Source organism: Comamonas faecalis, assembly GCF_039538025.1.
In the GTDB taxonomy this organism is placed as follows: domain Bacteria; phylum Pseudomonadota; class Gammaproteobacteria; order Burkholderiales; family Burkholderiaceae_C; genus Comamonas_C; species Comamonas_C faecalis.
This window is the reverse complement of record NZ_BAABBP010000003.1, coordinates 173968-190478: the sequence shown is the minus strand read 5'-3', so window position 1 is coordinate 190478 and position 16511 is coordinate 173968. Positions and strand designations below refer to the sequence as shown.

Sequence of the window (16511 nt, the reverse complement as noted above, 5' to 3'; positions counted from 1 at the left end):
AAAAACGGCAAAACGCCCCGATCGGCGGGCAAAAAAATAGTTGCCCCTGCCGAAGTCAACTCAAATTCCATCATCTGAAAAATAGCCCAGGCGTAGCACGCCTGGAGGTGAGTTATTCAGAGCATCCCTGATGCTTTGCAACAACGTACGCATTGACTGCGGAATGCGAGGCAACGAGCTCAATCACACCGTACGTACTGCGGAAACCATCGCCGCCAATTACCAGAAGCTGTTTGACCGGGTGACTCCCGTCTCCTTCAAGAACCTGGATCTCAGGAGGGCAATGGAGACGATTGCGGTATTTCGCGATGTCAGCGACAGCGCTGCCAGCAAACCCTATTTGATCGACTTTCTGCGCACGCGTGGCATCAACGGCGACGAATACCTGGACGCATTGGAACAAGATGGCGCCAACCCCATGCTCGCCCTGAAAACCGCGTGAACTTCAGACCGGATTCCCCGTGATGGCGGGGAGGACGGGGTGATTGCTGGTGCCGCGGCAGCACCCACCATAGGGCGCCTTCCCCTGCGGCAGGCCGTCGCATCTCGACAAGCACCACACACAAACGGGCAAGCGATCACGGCAAGACGACACAGGGTGCTGAGACTGCACCTCATCAGTCGCCCCATGGCCCCCAGGCTCCAGCCTTGCTGGTGCAACGAGCCCAGCGTCATGCGCCCTTCGACTTGCAGTTGTGTGTATCTTGTTCCCATCTGTGCAAATTACCCGATCTGTGGGTGTTGCACTTCGGAGTTGAGATCGCCCTCCAGCCACGCATCGATCTGCTCACACGCACGCATCGCCGGCGTGGGCTACCTGATCCTGCAGGCCGAGGGGCGCTTTGACATCAACACCGTGATGGCCGGCATCCTGGTGCTGACCGCGTTTGCACTGGCGCTCGACGGCCTGGTCGGGCGCATCGAGCGGCGCTTGATGACCTGGCAGCCCAAGGCGGGCGAGAGCGAAAAACTCTGAACGAAGCGCGTGCCGGGCAGCGGCGCGCGCTCAACGCCCCGCCAGCCGCCCCATCTGCAGCGCCAGCCGCGCCAGCGCCTGCCAGGAGTCGCTCGGCCAGTCGGGCGACTTCAGCCCCTTGACGATGCCGTCGACCACATGCGCCGACTGCAGCAGCCGCGCCAGCAGCGCGTCGCTGGCGCCGGGCAGGATGCGCTGGTACAGCCTCTCCTTGGCGCCCCACACGCGCGCCTCGCGCAACGCGACGGGCAGGGGCTTGCCGGCGTTCATCGCGTCCTTGACGCGCTTGAGGCCGCGGATGTCCTCGGACAGCGCCCAGTGCACCAGCACCTCGGCCGTGCCCTCGGCCTGCAGGCCGTCGAGCATGCGCTGCGCGCGCAGCACCTGCCCCGACAGCACCGCCTCGGACAGCTTGAACACGTCGTAGCGCGCGACGTTGAGCACCGCCGCCTCGACCTGCGCCCAGCTGAGTTCACCCGGCGGATGCAGCAGCGCCAGTTTCTGGATCTCCTGGTGCGCGGCCAGCAGATTGCCCTCGACGCGATCGGCAAAGAACTGCAGCGTGCGCTGGCCCTCCTCGCCGGCGGCCACGCGCTGACCCTGGGCGGCCAGGCGCTGGGAAATCCAGGCGGGCAGCTGGCCGCGCTCGACGGGGTCGATCTGCACGCTCACGCCGGCCTTGTCCAGCGCGGCAAACCAGGCGCCGGTCTTGGTCGCCTTGTCCAGCCGCGGCAGCACGACCAGGGTGAGCACGCTGTCGTTGCCGATGGCAGCCTGGGCGATCTGCTGCAGCGCGGCGCTGCCGTCCTTGCCCGGTTTGCCGCTGGGAATGCGGATCTCGACGATCTGGCGCTCGGCAAACAGGCTGAGCGACCCGCCGGCAGCCAGCACCGCGCTCCAGTCGAAGTGCGCGCCGGCGACGGTGAAGCTGCTGCGCTCGGTATAGCCCTGGGCGCGCGCGGCGGCGCGGATCGCGTCCAGCGCCTCCTGCTGCAACAGCGGCTCGTCGCCATGCAGCGCGTACAGCGGCGCCAGACCCTTGCCCAGCTGGGCGCCTAGCTGCGACAGGGCCAGCTGCATGGCGCAGGCCTCACTGCTTGGCGGCCGCTGCCGGCGGGTGCGCCGCGGCCAGGCGGCGCAGCAACTGTTGCACCATGTCGGTCTGCATATTGCGCTGCAGCAGCGCCTCCTCGCCCTCCTTGGACAGCGCAACCGACTCGTTGTAGCTCACGTCGCGCTGCTGCAGCAGCTCGGTCTCTTCGATCCAGCCGCGCCCTTGCGCGTCGCGCAGGCGAAAGCGCACCCGCAGGCGCAGCTGCAGCTCGCGCACCTGGCCGGCGCTGTTCAGGCTGACGACGACGCGCTCATTGCGCTCGGACAGCAGGTCAAGCACCACCTCGGCCTGGGCTTTTTGCGCCTCGTCGGTGACCACAATGAGCGAGCCGCCTGCGCCCTGCAGCGTGCGGCGCAGCTCGCGCGCCAGCGACGAGCCGGCACTCGCCTGGATATACAGCGAGCGAAACGCGAACGTGGGCACGCCGCGCAGGCGGAAGCCGCAGCCGGCGAGCAGCGCGGGCGCAAGAGTCAGCAGGAAGCGGCGCTTGTTCATGAGGGTTCGTCCGGAGGCGTGCTTAAACGACGATGTTGACCAGGCGGCCGGGCACGACGACGACCTTCTTTGGCGTGGCGCCCTGCACGAACTTCTGCGCGTCGGGGTTGGCGAGCGCAGCCGCCTCGATGGCCGCCTTGTCGGCGCTGGCCGGCACGCACACGCTGCCGCGCAGCTTGCCGTTGACCTGCAGCACGAGTTCGAGCTCATCCTGCACCAGCGCGCCAGCGTCGACCTGCGGCCAGGGCGCGTCCAGCAGGTCGCCGAGCACGCCGGCGTAGCCCAGTTCGCTCCACAGCGCGTGCGTGATGTGCGGCGTCGCCGGATAGAGCACGCGCAGCAGGATGGAGAAGCCCTCGATCAGCGCTACCTGGGCGCCGGCGTCATCCTGCGCCTTGAAGTCCTCCAGCGCGTTGAGCATCTTCATCGCACCGGAGACGACGGTGTTGTACTGCATGCGCTGGTAGTCGTACTGCACCTGCTTGAGCACGGTATGAATTTCCAGGCGCAGCGCGGCGGCCGCTTTGCCAAAAGGCACGTCGCTCAGGCTGGCCGCTCCCGCAGCGCTGGCCAGCGCCTGCTGGTGATCGAGCCCGGCGAGCTTGATGCCGAAGTTCCACACCCGGCGCAAGAAGCGGTAGCTGCCCTCGACGGCCGCGTCGTTCCACTCCAGCGTCAGCTCGGGCGGCGAGGTGAACATGGTGTACAGACGCGCGGTGTCGGCACCGTATTTCTCGATCAGGTGCTGCGGGTCGACGCCGTTGTTCTTGGACTTGGACATCGTGCCCACGCCCTCGTAGTCGATGGGCGTGCCCACGGGGAGCAGCCCGTCGCCGCTCTCGGCCGGGTTCTTGAGCTTGGCACCGACGATCTTGCCGCCCTCGTCCAGCACATGCTCGACGTCGTGCGGCCAGAAATAGTCCTTGGCTCCCTTGGCGGTGCGCCGGCTGTAGATGTGGTTGAGCACCATGCCCTGCGTCAGCAGGCGCTTGAAGGGCTCGTCGGCCTTGACCAGCCCCAGGTCGCGCATCACCTTGGTCCAGAAGCGCGCGTACAGCAGGTGCAGGATGGCGTGCTCGATGCCGCCGATGTACTGGTCCATGCCGCCGTCACGCATCCAGTAGGCGGCGCCGCCGGCCACCATGTGCTCGGTGTTCTTCGGGTCGCAGTAACGCAGGTAGTACCAGGACGAGTCGACGAAGGTGTCCATGGTGTCGGTCTCGCGCCGCGCCGGCTTGCCGCAGCACGGGCAGGTCACGCCGGCGTGGAAAACCTCGCTCTTGACCAGCGGGTTGCCCGAGCCGTCGGGCACCAGGTCGGGCGGCAGCACCACCGGCAGGTCTTTCTCCGGCACCGGCTGGGCGCCGCAGTCGGCGCAGTGGATGATCGGGATCGGCGTGCCCCAGTAGCGCTGGCGCGAGATGCCCCAGTCGCGCAGGCGCCAGGTGGTTTTCTTCTCGCCCAGGCCTTTGCCGGCCAGCAGCGCGGCCACTTTGTCGACGGCGGCCGCGTAACCCAGACCATCGAGCACGCCGGAATTGACGCAGCGGGCGCGCTGTTTGTCGCCATACCACTCCTGCCAGGCGTCGGTGCCGAACACTTCGCCGTCGACGGCGATCACCTGCGCAATCGGCAGGCCGTACTTACGGGCAAAGGCAAAGTCGCGCTCGTCGTGGGCGGGCACGCCCATCACCGCGCCGTCGCCATAGCCCATCAGCACGTAGTTGCCGACCCACACCTCGACCGGTTTTCCGGTCAGAGGGTGCGTGACCGTCAGGCCCGTCGGCATGCCCTCTTTTTCCTTCAGCGCCAGCTCGGCCTCGGTCGTGCCGCCCTGCTTGCATTCCTCGATGAAGGCCGCCAGCTGCGGGTTGCCGACCGCCGCGTGCGTGGCCAGCGGGTGCTCGGGCGCGACGGCGCAGAAGGTCACGCCCATGATGGTGTCGGCGCGGGTCGTGAAGACGTACATCTTCCCGTCCTGGATCAGCTGGCCGTCCGTGCCCTTGATGTCGTGCGTGAACGCAAAGCGCACGCCGCTGGACTTGCCGATCCAGTTCTCCTGCATCAGCCGCACCTTGTCGGGCCAGCCGGTCAGGGTCGCCTTGTCGCCGCCGACCTGCACGTGGTCGAGCAGTTCCTGCGCGTAGTCGGTGATCTTCAGGTAGTAGCCGGGGATCTCGCGCTTCTCGACCGGCGCGCCGGTGCGCCAGCCCTTGCCGTCGATCACCTGCTCGTTGGCCAGCACCGTCTGGTCGACCGGGTCCCAGTTCACCACCTGGGTCTTGCGGTAGGCGATGCCCTTGTCCAGCATCTTCAGGAACAGCCACTGGTTCCACTTGTAGTAGTCGGGGTCGCAGGTGGCGACCTCGCGGCTCCAGTCGATGGCCAGGCCCATGGCCTGCATCTGGCGCTTCATGTAGGCGATGTTGTCGTAGGTCCACTGCGCCGGCGGCACCTTGTTTTTCAGCGCCGCGTTCTCGGCCGGCAAGCCGAAGGCGTCCCAGCCCATCGGCATCAGCACGTTGAACCCCTGCATGCGCAGCTGGCGCGTGAGCATGTCGTTGATGGTGTAGTTGCGCACGTGGCCCATGTGCAGCTTGCCGCTGGGGTAGGGCAGCATGGAACAGGCGTAGAACTTCTTCTTGTTCTCGTCTTCGGTGACGCGGTAGGCGTCGGCGGCGTCCCAATGCGCACGCGCGGCGGACTCGACCTCAAGGTGGTTGTACTTGTCTTGCATGGAGGGCTGAAAAATCGGTGCAGCGGCACTGCCGCTGCGAAAAACGGGGGGGGGGGACGCTGCTTTCAGCGCAGACCGAGTACGTCGAACATGTCGTACATGCCGCTGCTGCGCCCGGCCAGCCAGCACGCCGCGCGCAGGCTGCCCTGGGCGTAGCCGGCGCGGTTGTTCGAGCGATGCGTGATCTCCACGCGCTCGCCGGTGCCGGCAAACAGTACGGTGTGGTCACCCACGATGTCGCCGCCGCGCACCGTGGCAAAGCCGATGCTGCCGGCCTTGCGCTCGCCGGTGTGGCCATAGCGCTCGTAGACCGCACGGTCGGCCAGCCGCGTGCCCTGCGCCTGGGCAATCACCTCGCCCATCTTCAGCGCCGTGCCCGAGGGCGCGTCGACCTTGTGCTTGTGGTGCGCCTCGATGATTTCGATGTCATAGCCGTCGTCGAGCGAACGTGCGGCCAGCTCCAGCAGCTTGAGCGTGACGTTGACGCCCACGCTCATGTTGGGCGCCAGCACGATGGCGATTTTTTGCGCCGCGGCATCCAGCTGCGCACGCTGCGCATCCGAAAACCCCGTCGTGCCGATCACCATCTGCACACCCAGCTCGGCGCATACGGCCGCATGCGCCAGCGTGCCCTCGGGGCGGGTGAAGTCGATCAACACGTCGCAACCGGCAAGGCCGGTGCGCAGGTCGCCAGTGACCAGCACGCCACTGCTGCGGCCCAGGAAACCCATTGCGTCCTGGCCCAGCGCGCTGCTGCCGGCCAGATCCAGCGCACCGGCCAGGCGGCAGTCCTCGCTGGCAGCGACGGCTTCGATCAGCATCCGCCCCATGCGGCCGTTGGCCCCGGCAATCGCCACGCGGCGCGGTTGGGTGGAGGAGACGGTCATGGCAACACCTTTGGCAAAACGACAACGAAACGCCGCGCCGCCTGCCCGGCAGCCGCGGCGGGCGGCGCGTCAGCGCGCCGACGATTCCAGCGGCGGATAGTGTCCGGTGGGCGGCTCGGGCTGCGGCGCCTCGGGCTGGGCTTGCGCCTTGGGGTAGCGCGCCAGCTGCGCCTCGGTGGCTTCGAGCGGCGGCACCTTGGGCTGGTCGATGCGCGTGGAAATGGAGGCGACGAACTCGGCCTCGGTCGGCATCTCGTCGCCCTCGTGACGGTCGAGCACGTTGTCCTTGAAGAACACGGTCAGGTGGCGCACCTGGTTCTCGACGTTGGCACGGCGAATCGTGAAGATGTATTCCCAGCGGTCGCCGTGGAACACGCTGGTGACCAGCGGCGTGCCCAGGATTTCACGCACCTGCTGGCGGCTCATGCCCGGCTGCAACGCCCGCACCTGCTCGCGCGAGACGAAGTTGCCCTGCACCACTTCCACCGTATACGGCGTGACGGCATTCAAAACCCGGTTGCCACTGCCGGCACAGCCGGCCAGCGTTGCAACCAGCACGACGGCGCCACAGCAGGCGCCCCAACGCACGAGAGCGGACATGGACTGAGGGGTTTGGGTAGAGCGCATATGATCCGGGGCATTGTAGCGGCAGCACGGCGGCGCCCCGGCGCCCGCCCTGCGCGCCCCGTGAAAGGACATGCCATGCAAAGCAACATCGAAGAGCTCAAGAGCACCGGCCTGAAGGCCACGCTGCCGCGCCTGAAGATCCTGGAAATCTTCCAGAAGGGCGTGCAGCGCCACATGACCGCCGAGGACGTGTTCCGCGTGCTGCTGGAAGAGCGCTCGGACATCGGCCTGGCCACCGTCTACCGGGTGCTGACGCAGTTCGAGCAGGCGGGCATTCTGATGCGCAGCAACTTCGAGGGCGGCAAGGCGGTCTATGAGCTCAACGAGGGCCAGCACCACGACCATTTCATCTGCACCGGCTGCGGCAAGGTCGAGGAGTTCTTCGACCCGGAAATCGAAAAGCGCCAGCAGCTCGTTGCCAAGACCAAGGGCTGGGAGGTGCATGACCACGCCATGGCGCTGTACGGCCTGTGCGCCGATTGCACCAAGAAGCACTGAAAAGCCGAGGCAACGCAAAACCGCAGGGGCGGCGCGCACTGTGCGCGCTCTACGCTCAGGTGTCGCCGCCCTGCTCCATGGCGCGGCGGTGGCGCTCGATGAATTCCTGGTAGGTGTCGACGCCGCGCAGCTGCAGGATGGTGTTGCGCACCGCGGCCTCGACCAGCACCGCGATGTTGCGCCCCGCCACCACCTGGATGACGACCTTGCGCACCGGCACGCCCAGCACATCCTGGCTTAGCGGCTCTTGCGGCATGCGCTCGTAGTCACGCTCCAGGGTTTCCTTGCGCACCAGGTGGACGATGAGCTTGAGGCGCATGCGCCGACGCACCGCCGCCTCGCCAAAGATCGCACGAATGTCCAGCAGGCCAATGCCGCGCACCTCCAGCAGGTTTTGCAGCAGATCGGGGCATTTGCCCTCGATGGTGTTCTGGTTGATGCGAAACAGGTCGACCGCGTCGTCGGCCACCAGGCCATTGCCGCGCGAGATCAGCTCCAGCCCCAGCTCGCTCTTGCCCAGGCCCGACTCGCCGGTGATCAGCACGCCCACGCCCAGGATGTCCATGAACACGCCGTGCATGGTCGTGCGGTCGGCAAAATGCTTGGACAAAAAGGTGCGCAGCACGTCGATGACCAGCGCCGACGACTCCTGGGTCGAGAACAGCGGAATTTGCGCGCGCTCGCACATCGACAGCAGCTCGGGCGGCGCCACCTGCCCATCGGCCAGTACCAGCACCGGGGGCTCCAGCGTGACGATGCGTGCGACGCGTCGCTGGCAGTCCTCGCTGCCGCCATGGCTCAGGTAGGCCACTTCACGCGCGCCGATGATCTGCACGCGGTAGGGATGGATGTAGTTGAGATGACCGACCAGGTCGGCGCCCGAGCGCGCCACGCGTACGACTTCTTCGTCAAAGCGCCGCTCGGAGGCGCCATGGCCGGCGATCCACTGCCATTGCAGCAGGGCGCGAAATTCTTCGAACAGGACGTCGGCACTGACGACGGTGGGCTTCACGGCGGCGTGGGCGAACCGTCGGCACGCATCTTCAGGAGGCCAGTTGCGCCGACTGCCACTCGGTGATCAGCGCATGCAGCCGGGCCGCGTCGGCGCAGGACTTGAGCCGCTCGCGCAGCGCGCTGTCGCTGAGCAGCTCGGCGATCTCGGAGAGTATTTCCAGGTGTTTCTGCGTCGCCGTCTCGGGCACCAGCAGAAAGATCAGCAGCGACACCGGTTGCTCGTCCGGTGCGTCGAATCCGATGGGCTGGCCCAGTTGGAAGACCGCCGCCATCGGCGATTTCAACCCCTTGATGCGCCCATGCGGAATGGCCACGCCATGGCCCAGTCCGGTCGAGCCCAGGCGCTCGCGCGCAAACAGGCTGTCGGTGATCAAGGCGCGCGAGAGTCCGTGCAGGCTCTCGAACAACAGCCCTGCCTCTTCGAACGCACGTTTCTTGCTGGTCGCGTCAACGCTGACCAGCACTTGTGCGGGAGGCAATATGGAAGCGAGTCTGTTCATGGTCAAAGTAAGCGCACATTATGACACGCCCTAGCAAAAACCCTGGAAGTGTATCGAAAGGCAATAAAAAACCGCCCGAAGGCGGTTGCTCGCTGGCGCGCAGATTTTACGTGGCCGCGGCCTGCATCGTGGCGCGCTGCAGGCCCGCCTGATGGTCCTGCACCTTGTCCTTGTGGCGCACGACCATGCGATCGAGCTTGTCCATCAGGGCGTCGACGGCGGCGTACAGGTCGAAGTGCGTGCTCTCGACGAACAGATCCGAGCCCTTGACGCGCAGGCTGCATTCGGCGCGCTGGCGTTTCTCCTTCTCCTTTTGTTTTTCCACGGTCAGCAGAACCTTGACATCGACCACCTGGTCGAAATGGCGAAGAATGCGCTCCAGCTTGGATGTGACGTAGCTGCGCAATGCCGGCGTGACTTCCAGATGATGGCCACTGATCGTCAAGTTCATACAAATTCTCCTGCGATACACGGTTGAAACACACTCCGCCTGCGGCGAAGCACGGGTGAAATCGTTGGTGGTGCAGTGCTGCGCGACTGGGTGACATGATGCGCCGGCACTCCGCGAAAGACAACGCAGGCTCCGTCATGCCGGCGCGCCAGCCCGGGTTTTGGCAGCGACGCTGGCGCCGAAACGCTGCACAATCGACAGGTTCTGCCCGTGCCCCCTTAACCATGACCCAAGCCCAGACCTCCGCCCTGCACACCTCCGCCCTGACCTCGCTGCCGCTGTTGGCACGCGGCAAGGTGCGCGACAACTACGCCGTGGGCGAGCACCGCATCCTGATGGTGGCCAGCGACCGCCTTTCGGCCTTCGACGTGATCATGGGCGAGCCCATCCCCGGCAAGGGCGAGCTGCTCACGCAGATGGCGCTGTTCTGGTTCGGCAAGCTCGGCCACATCGTTCCCAACCACCTGACGGGCGAGGCGCCCGAGAGCGTGATCACGCCCGCCGAGGTGGCCCAGGTGCGCGGACGTTCGATGCTGGTCAAGCGCCTCAAGCCCATCCTGATCGAGGCCGTGGTGCGCGGCTACCTGGCCGGCAGCGGCTGGAAGGAATACCAGGCCACGCAATCGGTGTGCGGCGTTGCGCTGCCCGCCGGGCTGACCAATGCCGCCAAACTACCTGAGCCGATCTACACGCCGGCGGCCAAGGCCGAAGCCGGCGCGCACGACGAGAACATCACGTTCGAGCGTACGGTGGAGCTGGTCGGGCCGGAGCTGGCCGGCAAGATCCGCGACGTCTCGATACGCCTGTACCAGGAAGCAGCGGCGATCGCTCTCGAAAAAGGCATGATCATTGCCGACACCAAGTTCGAGTTCGGCCTGGACGAGGCTGGCCAACTGGTGCTGATGGACGAGGTTCTGACGCCCGACAGCTCGCGCTACTGGCCCGTCGAGGGCTATGCCAGCGCACTGGCCGCCGGCGAGAACCCGCCCAGCTACGACAAGCAGTTCGTGCGCGACTGGCTGGAGCAGGCCAAGGTTGGCGGCAAGCCCTGGGACAAGACGGCGCCCGCGCCGCGCCTGCCGCGCGAGGTGATCGAGAAGACCGCCGCCAAGTACCGCGAGGCGCTGCAGCGGCTCACCGCCTGACCCGCTGCCGACCGCGATCAAAAAAGCCCGCTGGACGGACAAGCGGGCTTTTTGTCCGCTCAGGCTTTCAGCTCAGCACGACGGAACTCAAGCGCCTGCGGTAGCTGGCCACCACCGGATCCTGGGGCGGAATCTGGCCCTCGGCCACCTGCACCCTGGGCGGCTCGATGATCTCCAGCACGGCGATATAGGTCTTGCGCGCCGCGTCCTCGCTCCAGCCCTTGTCGCGCATCAGGATCTCCAGCAGTTCGTCCATCGCGTCGGTCCAGCGCTGCTGGGCCATCAACCAGCGCGCGCGGCCGTAGCGTGCGGTGAAGTCGCGCTTGTTGGCGGCAATCGCCGCGTCGAAGCCGGCCAGCGCATCGCCACCGGCCGCGTCGCTGGCGTCCTGCGCATCCATCCAGGTCTTGAGCGCGCCCAGGCGCAGCGATCCCGCGGCCTTGGCGATCACCGGCGCGAACGCCACCCTGGCGTCGTCGCTGTGGCCCAGTTGCAGCAGCAGCTTGACGTAGTCGAAGCGCGCGTCGTCATTGGCCGGGTCGGTCGCCACCGCATGCTGCAGGCGTTCGAGCGCCGCGTCGGTGTCGCCGTCCGCCAGCGCGTCCAGCGCCTCGTCCTGCTCCTGCTCGGCCTGGACCTCGTCGACGCTGGGCAGGTGCTTGTCCAGGAATGCGCGCACCTCGCTCTCGGGCTGCGCGCCCATGAAGCCGTCGACGGGCTGGCCGCCGACCATCAGCACACAGGTCGGAATACTGCGAATGCCGAACATGCCCGCCAACTCCTGCTCCTGCTCGGTGTCGATCTTGACCAGCTTGAAGCGGCCGGCGTAGTCGGTCTCCAGCTTCTCCAGGATGGGGCCCAGCGTCTTGCACGGACCACACCAGGGCGCCCAGAAATCCACCAGTACCGGGGTCTGCATCGACGCGGCGATGACTTCGGCTTCAAAGGTTGCTACGGTTACGTCAATCATGGGAGCTCCAGCGGCGCGCTGCCCACGCGGGCAGCAGGGTCGGACAAGGTATGGGGGGCGATTCTCCCGTAAACGGGCAGCGCCCGACGCGTCCCCCTAAAATATCAGGGGTTCCACCGATGCGGCCCGCCCGCCCCTACCACCATGCAAGCCATCCAGATCGGTGTTGTCATGGGCTCTTCCAGCGACTGGGAGACCATGCAGCACGCCGTGGCCGTTCTTGAACAGTTCGGCATTGCCCATGAGGCGCGGGTCGTCTCCGCCCACCGCATGCCCGACGACATGTTCGCCTACGCCGAGGCCGCGGCCTCCCGCGGGCTCAAGGCCATCATCGCCGGCGCCGGCGGCGCGGCCCACCTGCCGGGCATGATCGCCGCCAAGACCGTCGTGCCGGTGCTCGGCGTGCCGGTGGCGAGTCGCCACCTGCAGGGCGTCGATTCGCTGCACTCCATCGTGCAGATGCCCAAGGGCGTTCCGGTGGCAACCTTTGCCATCGGCTCCGCGGGCGCTGCCAACGCGGCGCTGTTTGCCGTGGCGCTGCTGGCCAATGAGGATGCGGCGCTGCGCGACAGGCTGCAGGCCTTTCGCGCCGAGCAGACCCAGGCTGCGCGCGCCATGACGCTGCCGCCGGCGGCCGCATGAGCAACCACGACGTGATCCTGCCCGGCGCCACGCTGGGCGTGCTCGGCGGCGGGCAGCTCGGGCGCATGTTCGCCCACGCCGCGCAGGCCATGGGCTATTTCACCGCGGTGCTCGACGCCGACGCGCACAGCCCGGCCGGCCTGGTCAGCCACCACCATGTCCGCACTGGCTACGAGGACGCCACCGGCCTGGCAGAGCTGGCACGCCTGTGCGCGGCGGTGACCACCGAGTTCGAGAACGTGCCCGCCGGCGCGCTCGACACGCTGGCCCAGTCGCTGCCCGTGTCGCCCGCCGGGCGCTGCGTGGCGATTGCCCAGGATCGCGCGGCCGAGAAGGCGCACTTCGTCGCCTGCGGCGTGCCGGTGGCGCCGCACGCGGTGATCGAGACGCCCGCGCAGCTGACCGCCGTGACGCCCGACCTGCTGCCAGGCATCCTGAAAACCGCCCGCCTGGGCTACGACGGCAAGGGCCAGGTGCGCGTGCAGACACCAGCCGACCTGGCCGCCGCCTGGGAGCAGCTGGGCCGCGTGCCCTGCGTGCTGGAGAAGATGCTGGCACTGGCGCACGAATGCTCGGTCATCGTCGCGCGCGGCCAAAGTGGCGCCATCGTCCACCTGCCGGTGCAACGCAACCTGCACCGCGACGGCATTCTGGCAGTGACCGAGGTGCATGAAGGAAATCTGCCTCCAGCGCAGACCAGTCAAGCGCTTGCAGCTGCGGAATCCGTAGCAAACGGCCTGGACTACGTCGGCGTGCTGTGCGTCGAGTTCTTCGTGCTGCAAGACGGCAGCCTGGTGGTCAACGAGATGGCGCCGCGCCCGCACAACAGCGGCCACTACAGCCAGGACGCCTGCGACGTCTCGCAGTTCGAGCTGCAGGTGCGCTGCATGACCGGCCTGCCGCTGGTGCAGCCGCGCCAGCACAGCGCGGCCGTCATGCTCAACCTGCTGGGCGATCTGTGGTTCGACGGCCAGGGGCGCGAACTCACGCCCGCGTGGGAGCAGGTGCTGGCGCTGCCCGGCGCCCACCTGCACCTGTACGGCAAGACCCAGGCCCGGCCCGGGCGCAAGATGGGCCACCTGAACATCACCGCCGCCACGCCCGAGGCCGCACGCGCCACCGCGCTGCAGGCCGCGGCCATTCTCGGCATCGAAGCGTTCTGAGCATGGTCCTCGACGGCGCGCTCGACGCCTCCATCCAGGCCGCGGCCCAGGCACTGGCGCAGGGCCGGCTGGTCGGCCTGCCGACCGAGACCGTCTACGGCCTGGCCGCCAATGCAGACGACGATGCGGCCGTGGCGCAGATTTTTGCCACCAAGGGCCGCCCGGCCAACCACCCGCTGATCGTGCATGTGGCGGGCAGCGCCGCCATCGTGCACTACGCCCGGGAGGTGCCGCTGTTCGCCCAGCAGTTGATCGACACGTTCTGGCCCGGCCCGCTGACGCTGATCCTGCCGCGCCTGCCGCAGGCCGCGCGCGCCAGCACCGGCGGCCAGGACAGCGTGGGCCTGCGCTGCCCGGCGCACCCGGTCGCGCACGCGCTGCTGGCGGCCTGCGCCGCGCTCACGCCGCCGATCCACGGGCTGGCCGCGCCCAGCGCCAACAAGTTCGGGCGCGTCAGCCCCACGACGGCCGCGCACGTGGCCGACGAGTTTGGCGACGCGCTGCTGGTGCTCGACGGCGGGCCCTGCCAGGTCGGCATCGAATCGACCATCGTCGACTGCACGCGCGGCGTACCGGTGCTGCTGCGCCCGGGCGCCATCTCGCGCGAACAGCTGGCAGCAGCCTGCGGCCAGCGCGTGCTGCTGCCAGGCGAGTTTGCGGCGCAGCAGCCGCGCGCATCGGGCACGCTGCTGGCGCATTACGCGCCCAGCGCGCCGGTACGGCTGATGGACGCCAAGCAGCTGCAGGCCGCGCTCGACCTGCTGGGCCGGGACGCGGCAGGAATTGCCGTCTACGCGCGCGCGCCACTGCGCAGCGCCAGCCGCCAGCTGCAGATACGGCACATGCCGGCCACGGCCGCCGACGCTGCGCGCGAGCTGTTTGCCACGCTGCGCGCGATGGACGGCGAAGGCGCCCGCCTGATCTGGGTGGAGACGCCTCCCGCAACGCCCGACTGGGACGGCGTGCGCGACCGGCTGCAACGCGCGGCCGCGGCATCGGCCTGAGCACCGCCTACGACGCTGGACGCCAGGCTCAATCAGAGCCAGCGCCTGCCGCACCGCCGGGCGCGCCTGCATGCGAGTGAAATGCGCCATCGGCACGCCATCGCGCTCCAGCCAGCGCGCCATCGTGAACAAATAGCCATCGGCGACCAAATAGCGATCGCCCAGCACCCAGGGTGCCGTCGCCCAGGTAGTGCGGCTCGATCACCCAGCGCTTGGTGCACGACGCGCGAGGGACTTGTTCAGCGTTCGTGCCAGGCGCCCAACCCCGCAGGCCGGCTACTGCGTCGGCTCGACCTGCAGCACCAGGCCGTGCTGCGTGACCGTGATCGCGCCGGGCTGTACGCGCATGCGGCGCAGGCGTTCGATGTCTTTTTCGGGCAGCTGGTAGAGCACTCCGTCTTCCAGCACCGCCTGCATCAGCAGCGCACCGGCGCCCTGCGCCAGTTTGGCCAGGCTGGCGGGCAGGCCGTCGATGGTCAGCGCGTGCAAAAACAGGTCGCGTGCGCGCACCGTGTGATCCGACGGCTCCCAGCGCAGGCCAAACTCCACGTCCAGCGCGCCCTGATAGGTGCGCTCGCCCAGCAGCGGGCTGCTGGCCTGCAGCTCGCTGACCGCACGCAGGCGGTTGGTCTCGGGCAGCAGCGTCAGGCGCGGCGACTGCAGCTGCAACTGCAGCACGCCGGCCAGCGGATAGCTGCGCGGAAACTGCGCGTCCAGCTTGCGCTGCAGGTCGTGCTGGCTGATCGACAGCTCGCCGGGCGCGCTGCTGCAGCCGGCAAGGCCGGCGGCGGCCAGGGCCAGGGCGCCCAGGCCGATGAGGGTGGTGCGGCGGTGCGGGTTCATGTGGGGTCTCCGGGCGGGGGCACGGGCAGGTCATCGTCGCACGCGGGGCGCTGCTCCTTGGCCTGCCAATAACGCCGACTGTAGCGCTGCAGCCAGCCGTCCAGCTGCGCGGCGGCGGCGCCGTCGCCCGCCAGCTGCAGGCACAGCGCGGCCACCTCGGCCGTGCACAGATGGCCGGGCTGGCGCGCGCGACGCAGCAGGTAGTGCGACAGCGCGCCCTGCAGGCCCAGCACCGGCAGGCGGTCGAGATAGGGGCTTTTGTGGAACATCTTGCGCGCCTGGCTCCAGGTGCCGTCCAGCAGCACCAACAGCGGGCGCGGTGCGGCAGCCTCGGCAGGCCCGGCCGCGCGCGGTTCCAGCCAGCCACCGTCCACCACGCGCGCGGCGTCGGCGTATTCCTGCGGAAACACCACGCAGGGCTGCCATTGGGGGTCGGCCAGCAAGGCCAGCAGCGCCGGGTCTGCGCTGGTGCGCGCCCAGCCGAAGGCAAAGGTGTCTGCCACCACGTCGGCCACCAGCCAGCCGGTGTTGCTGGGCTTGAGCGGCTCGATATCGTGCATCAGCAAGCACACGCCGGTGCGCGTGTGCAACTGGCGCCGCTGCGCGCAGATGCAGTGGCTGGGAATCAGCCTGCAGCCCGGGCAGTGCGGCTGGCGCGAGCCGCCGCGCGCGGCAAACGGCTTGCTGCTGCGCGCCAGGCGTGCATCGCGCAGGCGGGCGACTGCGTGCATGCGCGGGTCGGGCTCAGCCGCGCGCCGGAATGCTCAGCCCGCGCTGCACCGCCGGCCGCGCGGCAAAGGCCGCCAGCACGCGCTCGACCTGCGGGTAGCCGCCCCAGCCGACCAGGTCGCCCGCCTCGTAAAAGCCGATGAGGTTGCGCACCCAGGGGAAGACGGCGATGTCGGCAATGCTGCAGTCGCCACCCATGATCCAGTCGCGCCCGGCCAGGTGCTTGTCCAGCACGCCCAGCAGGCGCCTGGATTCGTTCACGTAACGATCGCGCGGGCGCTTGTCCTCGAAGTCCTTGCCGGCAAATTTATTGAAGAACCCGAGCTGGCCAAACATCGGCCCCACGCCGCCCATCTGCCACATCAGCCACTGCAGCGTCTCGTAGCGTGTGGCGGGGTCTGCGGACAGCAGCCGGCCGGTCTTTTCGGCCAGGTAGACGAGGATGGCGCCCGACTCCCACAGCGCCAGCGGCTTGCCGCCGGGGCCGTTGGGGTCGAGGATGGCCGGGATCTTGTTGTTCGGGTTCAGCGACAGAAACTCGGGCGAGAGCTGGTCGTTCGCCTCGAAGCTGACCAGGTGCGGCTCGTACGGCAGCCGCAGTTCCTCCAGTGCAATCGACACCTTCACGCCGTTGGGCGTGGGCAGCGAATACAGCTGGATGCGGTCCGAATGGGTAGCCGGCCATTTGGCCGTGATCGGGTGGGTCCAGGGCATGG

The 16511-nt window shown here is 68.0% G+C and carries 18 protein-coding genes and 1 pseudogene; 7 read left to right on the top strand and 12 right to left on the bottom strand.

Going from position 1 to position 16511, the window contains the following annotated elements; genetic code table 11:
* Window positions 1–130 precede the first annotated feature (130 nt).
* Together ABD767_RS03160 and ABD767_RS03155 are read left to right on the top strand one after the other, a co-directional pair.
* Window positions 131–442 (top strand): hypothetical protein, encoded by a 312-nt coding sequence (locus ABD767_RS03160; protein WP_344868156.1) that lies wholly within the window; start codon window positions 131–133, stop codon window positions 440–442.
* 363 nt (window positions 443–805) lie between these two features.
* A pseudogene (locus tag ABD767_RS03155) lies at window positions 806–976 on the top strand (ABC transporter permease); the annotation flags it as partial.
* Window positions 977–1006: 30 nt separating this feature from the next.
* On the opposite strand, the gene holA reads toward ABD767_RS03155, so the two are convergent.
* The 5 genes from holA to ABD767_RS03130 all read right to left on the bottom strand — a co-directional run bounded on the left by holA (window position 1007) and on the right by ABD767_RS03130 (window position 6809).
* Window positions 1007–2056, bottom strand: coding sequence for a DNA polymerase III subunit delta (gene holA / locus ABD767_RS03150; protein ID WP_103044596.1), 1050 nt, complete (start codon window positions 2054–2056; stop codon window positions 1007–1009).
* 10 nt (window positions 2057–2066) lie between these two features.
* Window positions 2067–2585 carry an LPS assembly lipoprotein LptE gene (locus ABD767_RS03145; protein WP_103044595.1) on the bottom strand — a complete coding sequence of 173 codons (519 nt, stop codon included), beginning with the start codon at window positions 2583–2585 and terminating at the stop codon, window positions 2067–2069.
* A gap of 22 nt (window positions 2586–2607) precedes the next feature.
* A complete protein-coding gene (gene leuS / locus ABD767_RS03140) occupies window positions 2608–5322 on the bottom strand; it encodes a leucine--tRNA ligase (protein ID WP_103044594.1) in 2715 nt (904 codons plus the stop codon).
* Between the two features lie 65 nt (window positions 5323–5387).
* The gene (gene dapB, locus ABD767_RS03135; protein ID WP_344868151.1) at window positions 5388–6209 is read right to left on the bottom strand and encodes a 4-hydroxy-tetrahydrodipicolinate reductase; all 822 of its coding nucleotides are present in this window, start codon (window positions 6207–6209) and stop codon (window positions 5388–5390) included.
* Window positions 6210–6278: 69 nt separating this feature from the next.
* A complete protein-coding gene (locus ABD767_RS03130) occupies window positions 6279–6809 on the bottom strand; it encodes an outer membrane protein assembly factor BamE domain-containing protein (RefSeq protein ID WP_103044592.1) in 531 nt (176 codons plus the stop codon).
* Window positions 6810–6911: 102 nt separating this feature from the next.
* Between ABD767_RS03130 and fur the strand changes: the two genes are divergently transcribed.
* Window positions 6912–7334 carry a ferric iron uptake transcriptional regulator gene (fur, locus tag ABD767_RS03125; protein WP_103044591.1) on the top strand — a complete coding sequence of 141 codons (423 nt, stop codon included), beginning with the start codon at window positions 6912–6914 and terminating at the stop codon, window positions 7332–7334.
* Between the two features lie 55 nt (window positions 7335–7389).
* Here the strand turns inward: fur and hprK are convergent, their stop codons facing one another.
* From hprK to hpf, 3 genes are all read right to left on the bottom strand, one after another.
* Window positions 7390–8346 carry an HPr(Ser) kinase/phosphatase gene (hprK, locus tag ABD767_RS03120; RefSeq protein ID WP_103044590.1) on the bottom strand — a complete coding sequence of 319 codons (957 nt, stop codon included), beginning with the start codon at window positions 8344–8346 and terminating at the stop codon, window positions 7390–7392.
* A 31-nt stretch (window positions 8347–8377) separates the two neighbouring features.
* Window positions 8378–8848, bottom strand: a complete 471-nt coding sequence (locus ABD767_RS03115) for a PTS sugar transporter subunit IIA (RefSeq protein WP_103044589.1) — start codon at window positions 8846–8848, stop codon at window positions 8378–8380.
* 106 nt (window positions 8849–8954) lie between these two features.
* On the bottom strand, window positions 8955–9299 hold the full coding sequence (hpf, locus tag ABD767_RS03110; RefSeq protein ID WP_103044588.1) for a ribosome hibernation-promoting factor, HPF/YfiA family: 345 nt from the start codon (window positions 9297–9299) through the stop codon (window positions 8955–8957).
* 224 nt (window positions 9300–9523) lie between these two features.
* Between hpf and ABD767_RS03105 the strand changes: the two genes are divergently transcribed.
* A complete protein-coding gene (locus ABD767_RS03105; RefSeq protein ID WP_103044587.1) occupies window positions 9524–10444 on the top strand; it encodes a phosphoribosylaminoimidazolesuccinocarboxamide synthase in 921 nt (306 codons plus the stop codon).
* 67 nt (window positions 10445–10511) lie between these two features.
* Here ABD767_RS03105 and trxA read toward each other — a convergent pair whose 3' ends face one another.
* Window positions 10512–11414: a thioredoxin gene (gene trxA / locus ABD767_RS03100; protein ID WP_103044586.1), complete on the bottom strand. Its 903-nt coding sequence runs from the start codon at window positions 11412–11414 to the stop codon at window positions 10512–10514.
* 144 nt (window positions 11415–11558) lie between these two features.
* Between trxA and purE the strand changes: the two genes are divergently transcribed.
* The 3 genes from purE to ABD767_RS03085 are packed head-to-tail and all read left to right on the top strand — an operon-like array spanning window position 11559 to window position 14223.
* Window positions 11559–12056, top strand: coding sequence for a 5-(carboxyamino)imidazole ribonucleotide mutase (purE, locus tag ABD767_RS03095; RefSeq protein WP_103044585.1), 498 nt, complete (start codon window positions 11559–11561; stop codon window positions 12054–12056).
* Complete coding sequence (locus ABD767_RS03090) at window positions 12053–13219, top strand: 5-(carboxyamino)imidazole ribonucleotide synthase (protein WP_103044584.1); 1167 nt, start codon at window positions 12053–12055, stop codon at window positions 13217–13219. Before purE ends, ABD767_RS03090 begins: the two co-directional genes overlap by 4 nt.
* A 2-nt stretch (window positions 13220–13221) precedes the next feature.
* Window positions 13222–14223: an L-threonylcarbamoyladenylate synthase gene (locus tag ABD767_RS03085; protein ID WP_103044583.1), complete on the top strand. Its 1002-nt coding sequence runs from the start codon at window positions 13222–13224 to the stop codon at window positions 14221–14223.
* A gap of 276 nt (window positions 14224–14499) precedes the next feature.
* Here ABD767_RS03085 and ABD767_RS03075 read toward each other — a convergent pair whose 3' ends face one another.
* From ABD767_RS03075 to ABD767_RS03065, 3 genes are read right to left on the bottom strand one after another with little or no spacing between them, the layout of a single operon-like run.
* The gene (locus ABD767_RS03075) at window positions 14500–15066 is read right to left on the bottom strand and encodes a YceB family lipoprotein (RefSeq protein ID WP_344868141.1); all 567 of its coding nucleotides are present in this window, start codon (window positions 15064–15066) and stop codon (window positions 14500–14502) included.
* Window positions 15063–15797, bottom strand: coding sequence for a DTW domain-containing protein (locus ABD767_RS03070; RefSeq protein WP_103044582.1), 735 nt, complete (start codon window positions 15795–15797; stop codon window positions 15063–15065). The genes ABD767_RS03075 and ABD767_RS03070 overlap by 4 nt, the downstream gene beginning before the upstream one ends.
* A 13-nt stretch (window positions 15798–15810) precedes the next feature.
* On the bottom strand, window positions 15811–16509 hold the full coding sequence (locus ABD767_RS03065; protein ID WP_103044581.1) for a glutathione S-transferase N-terminal domain-containing protein: 699 nt from the start codon (window positions 16507–16509) through the stop codon (window positions 15811–15813).
* Window positions 16510–16511 lie beyond the last annotated feature (2 nt).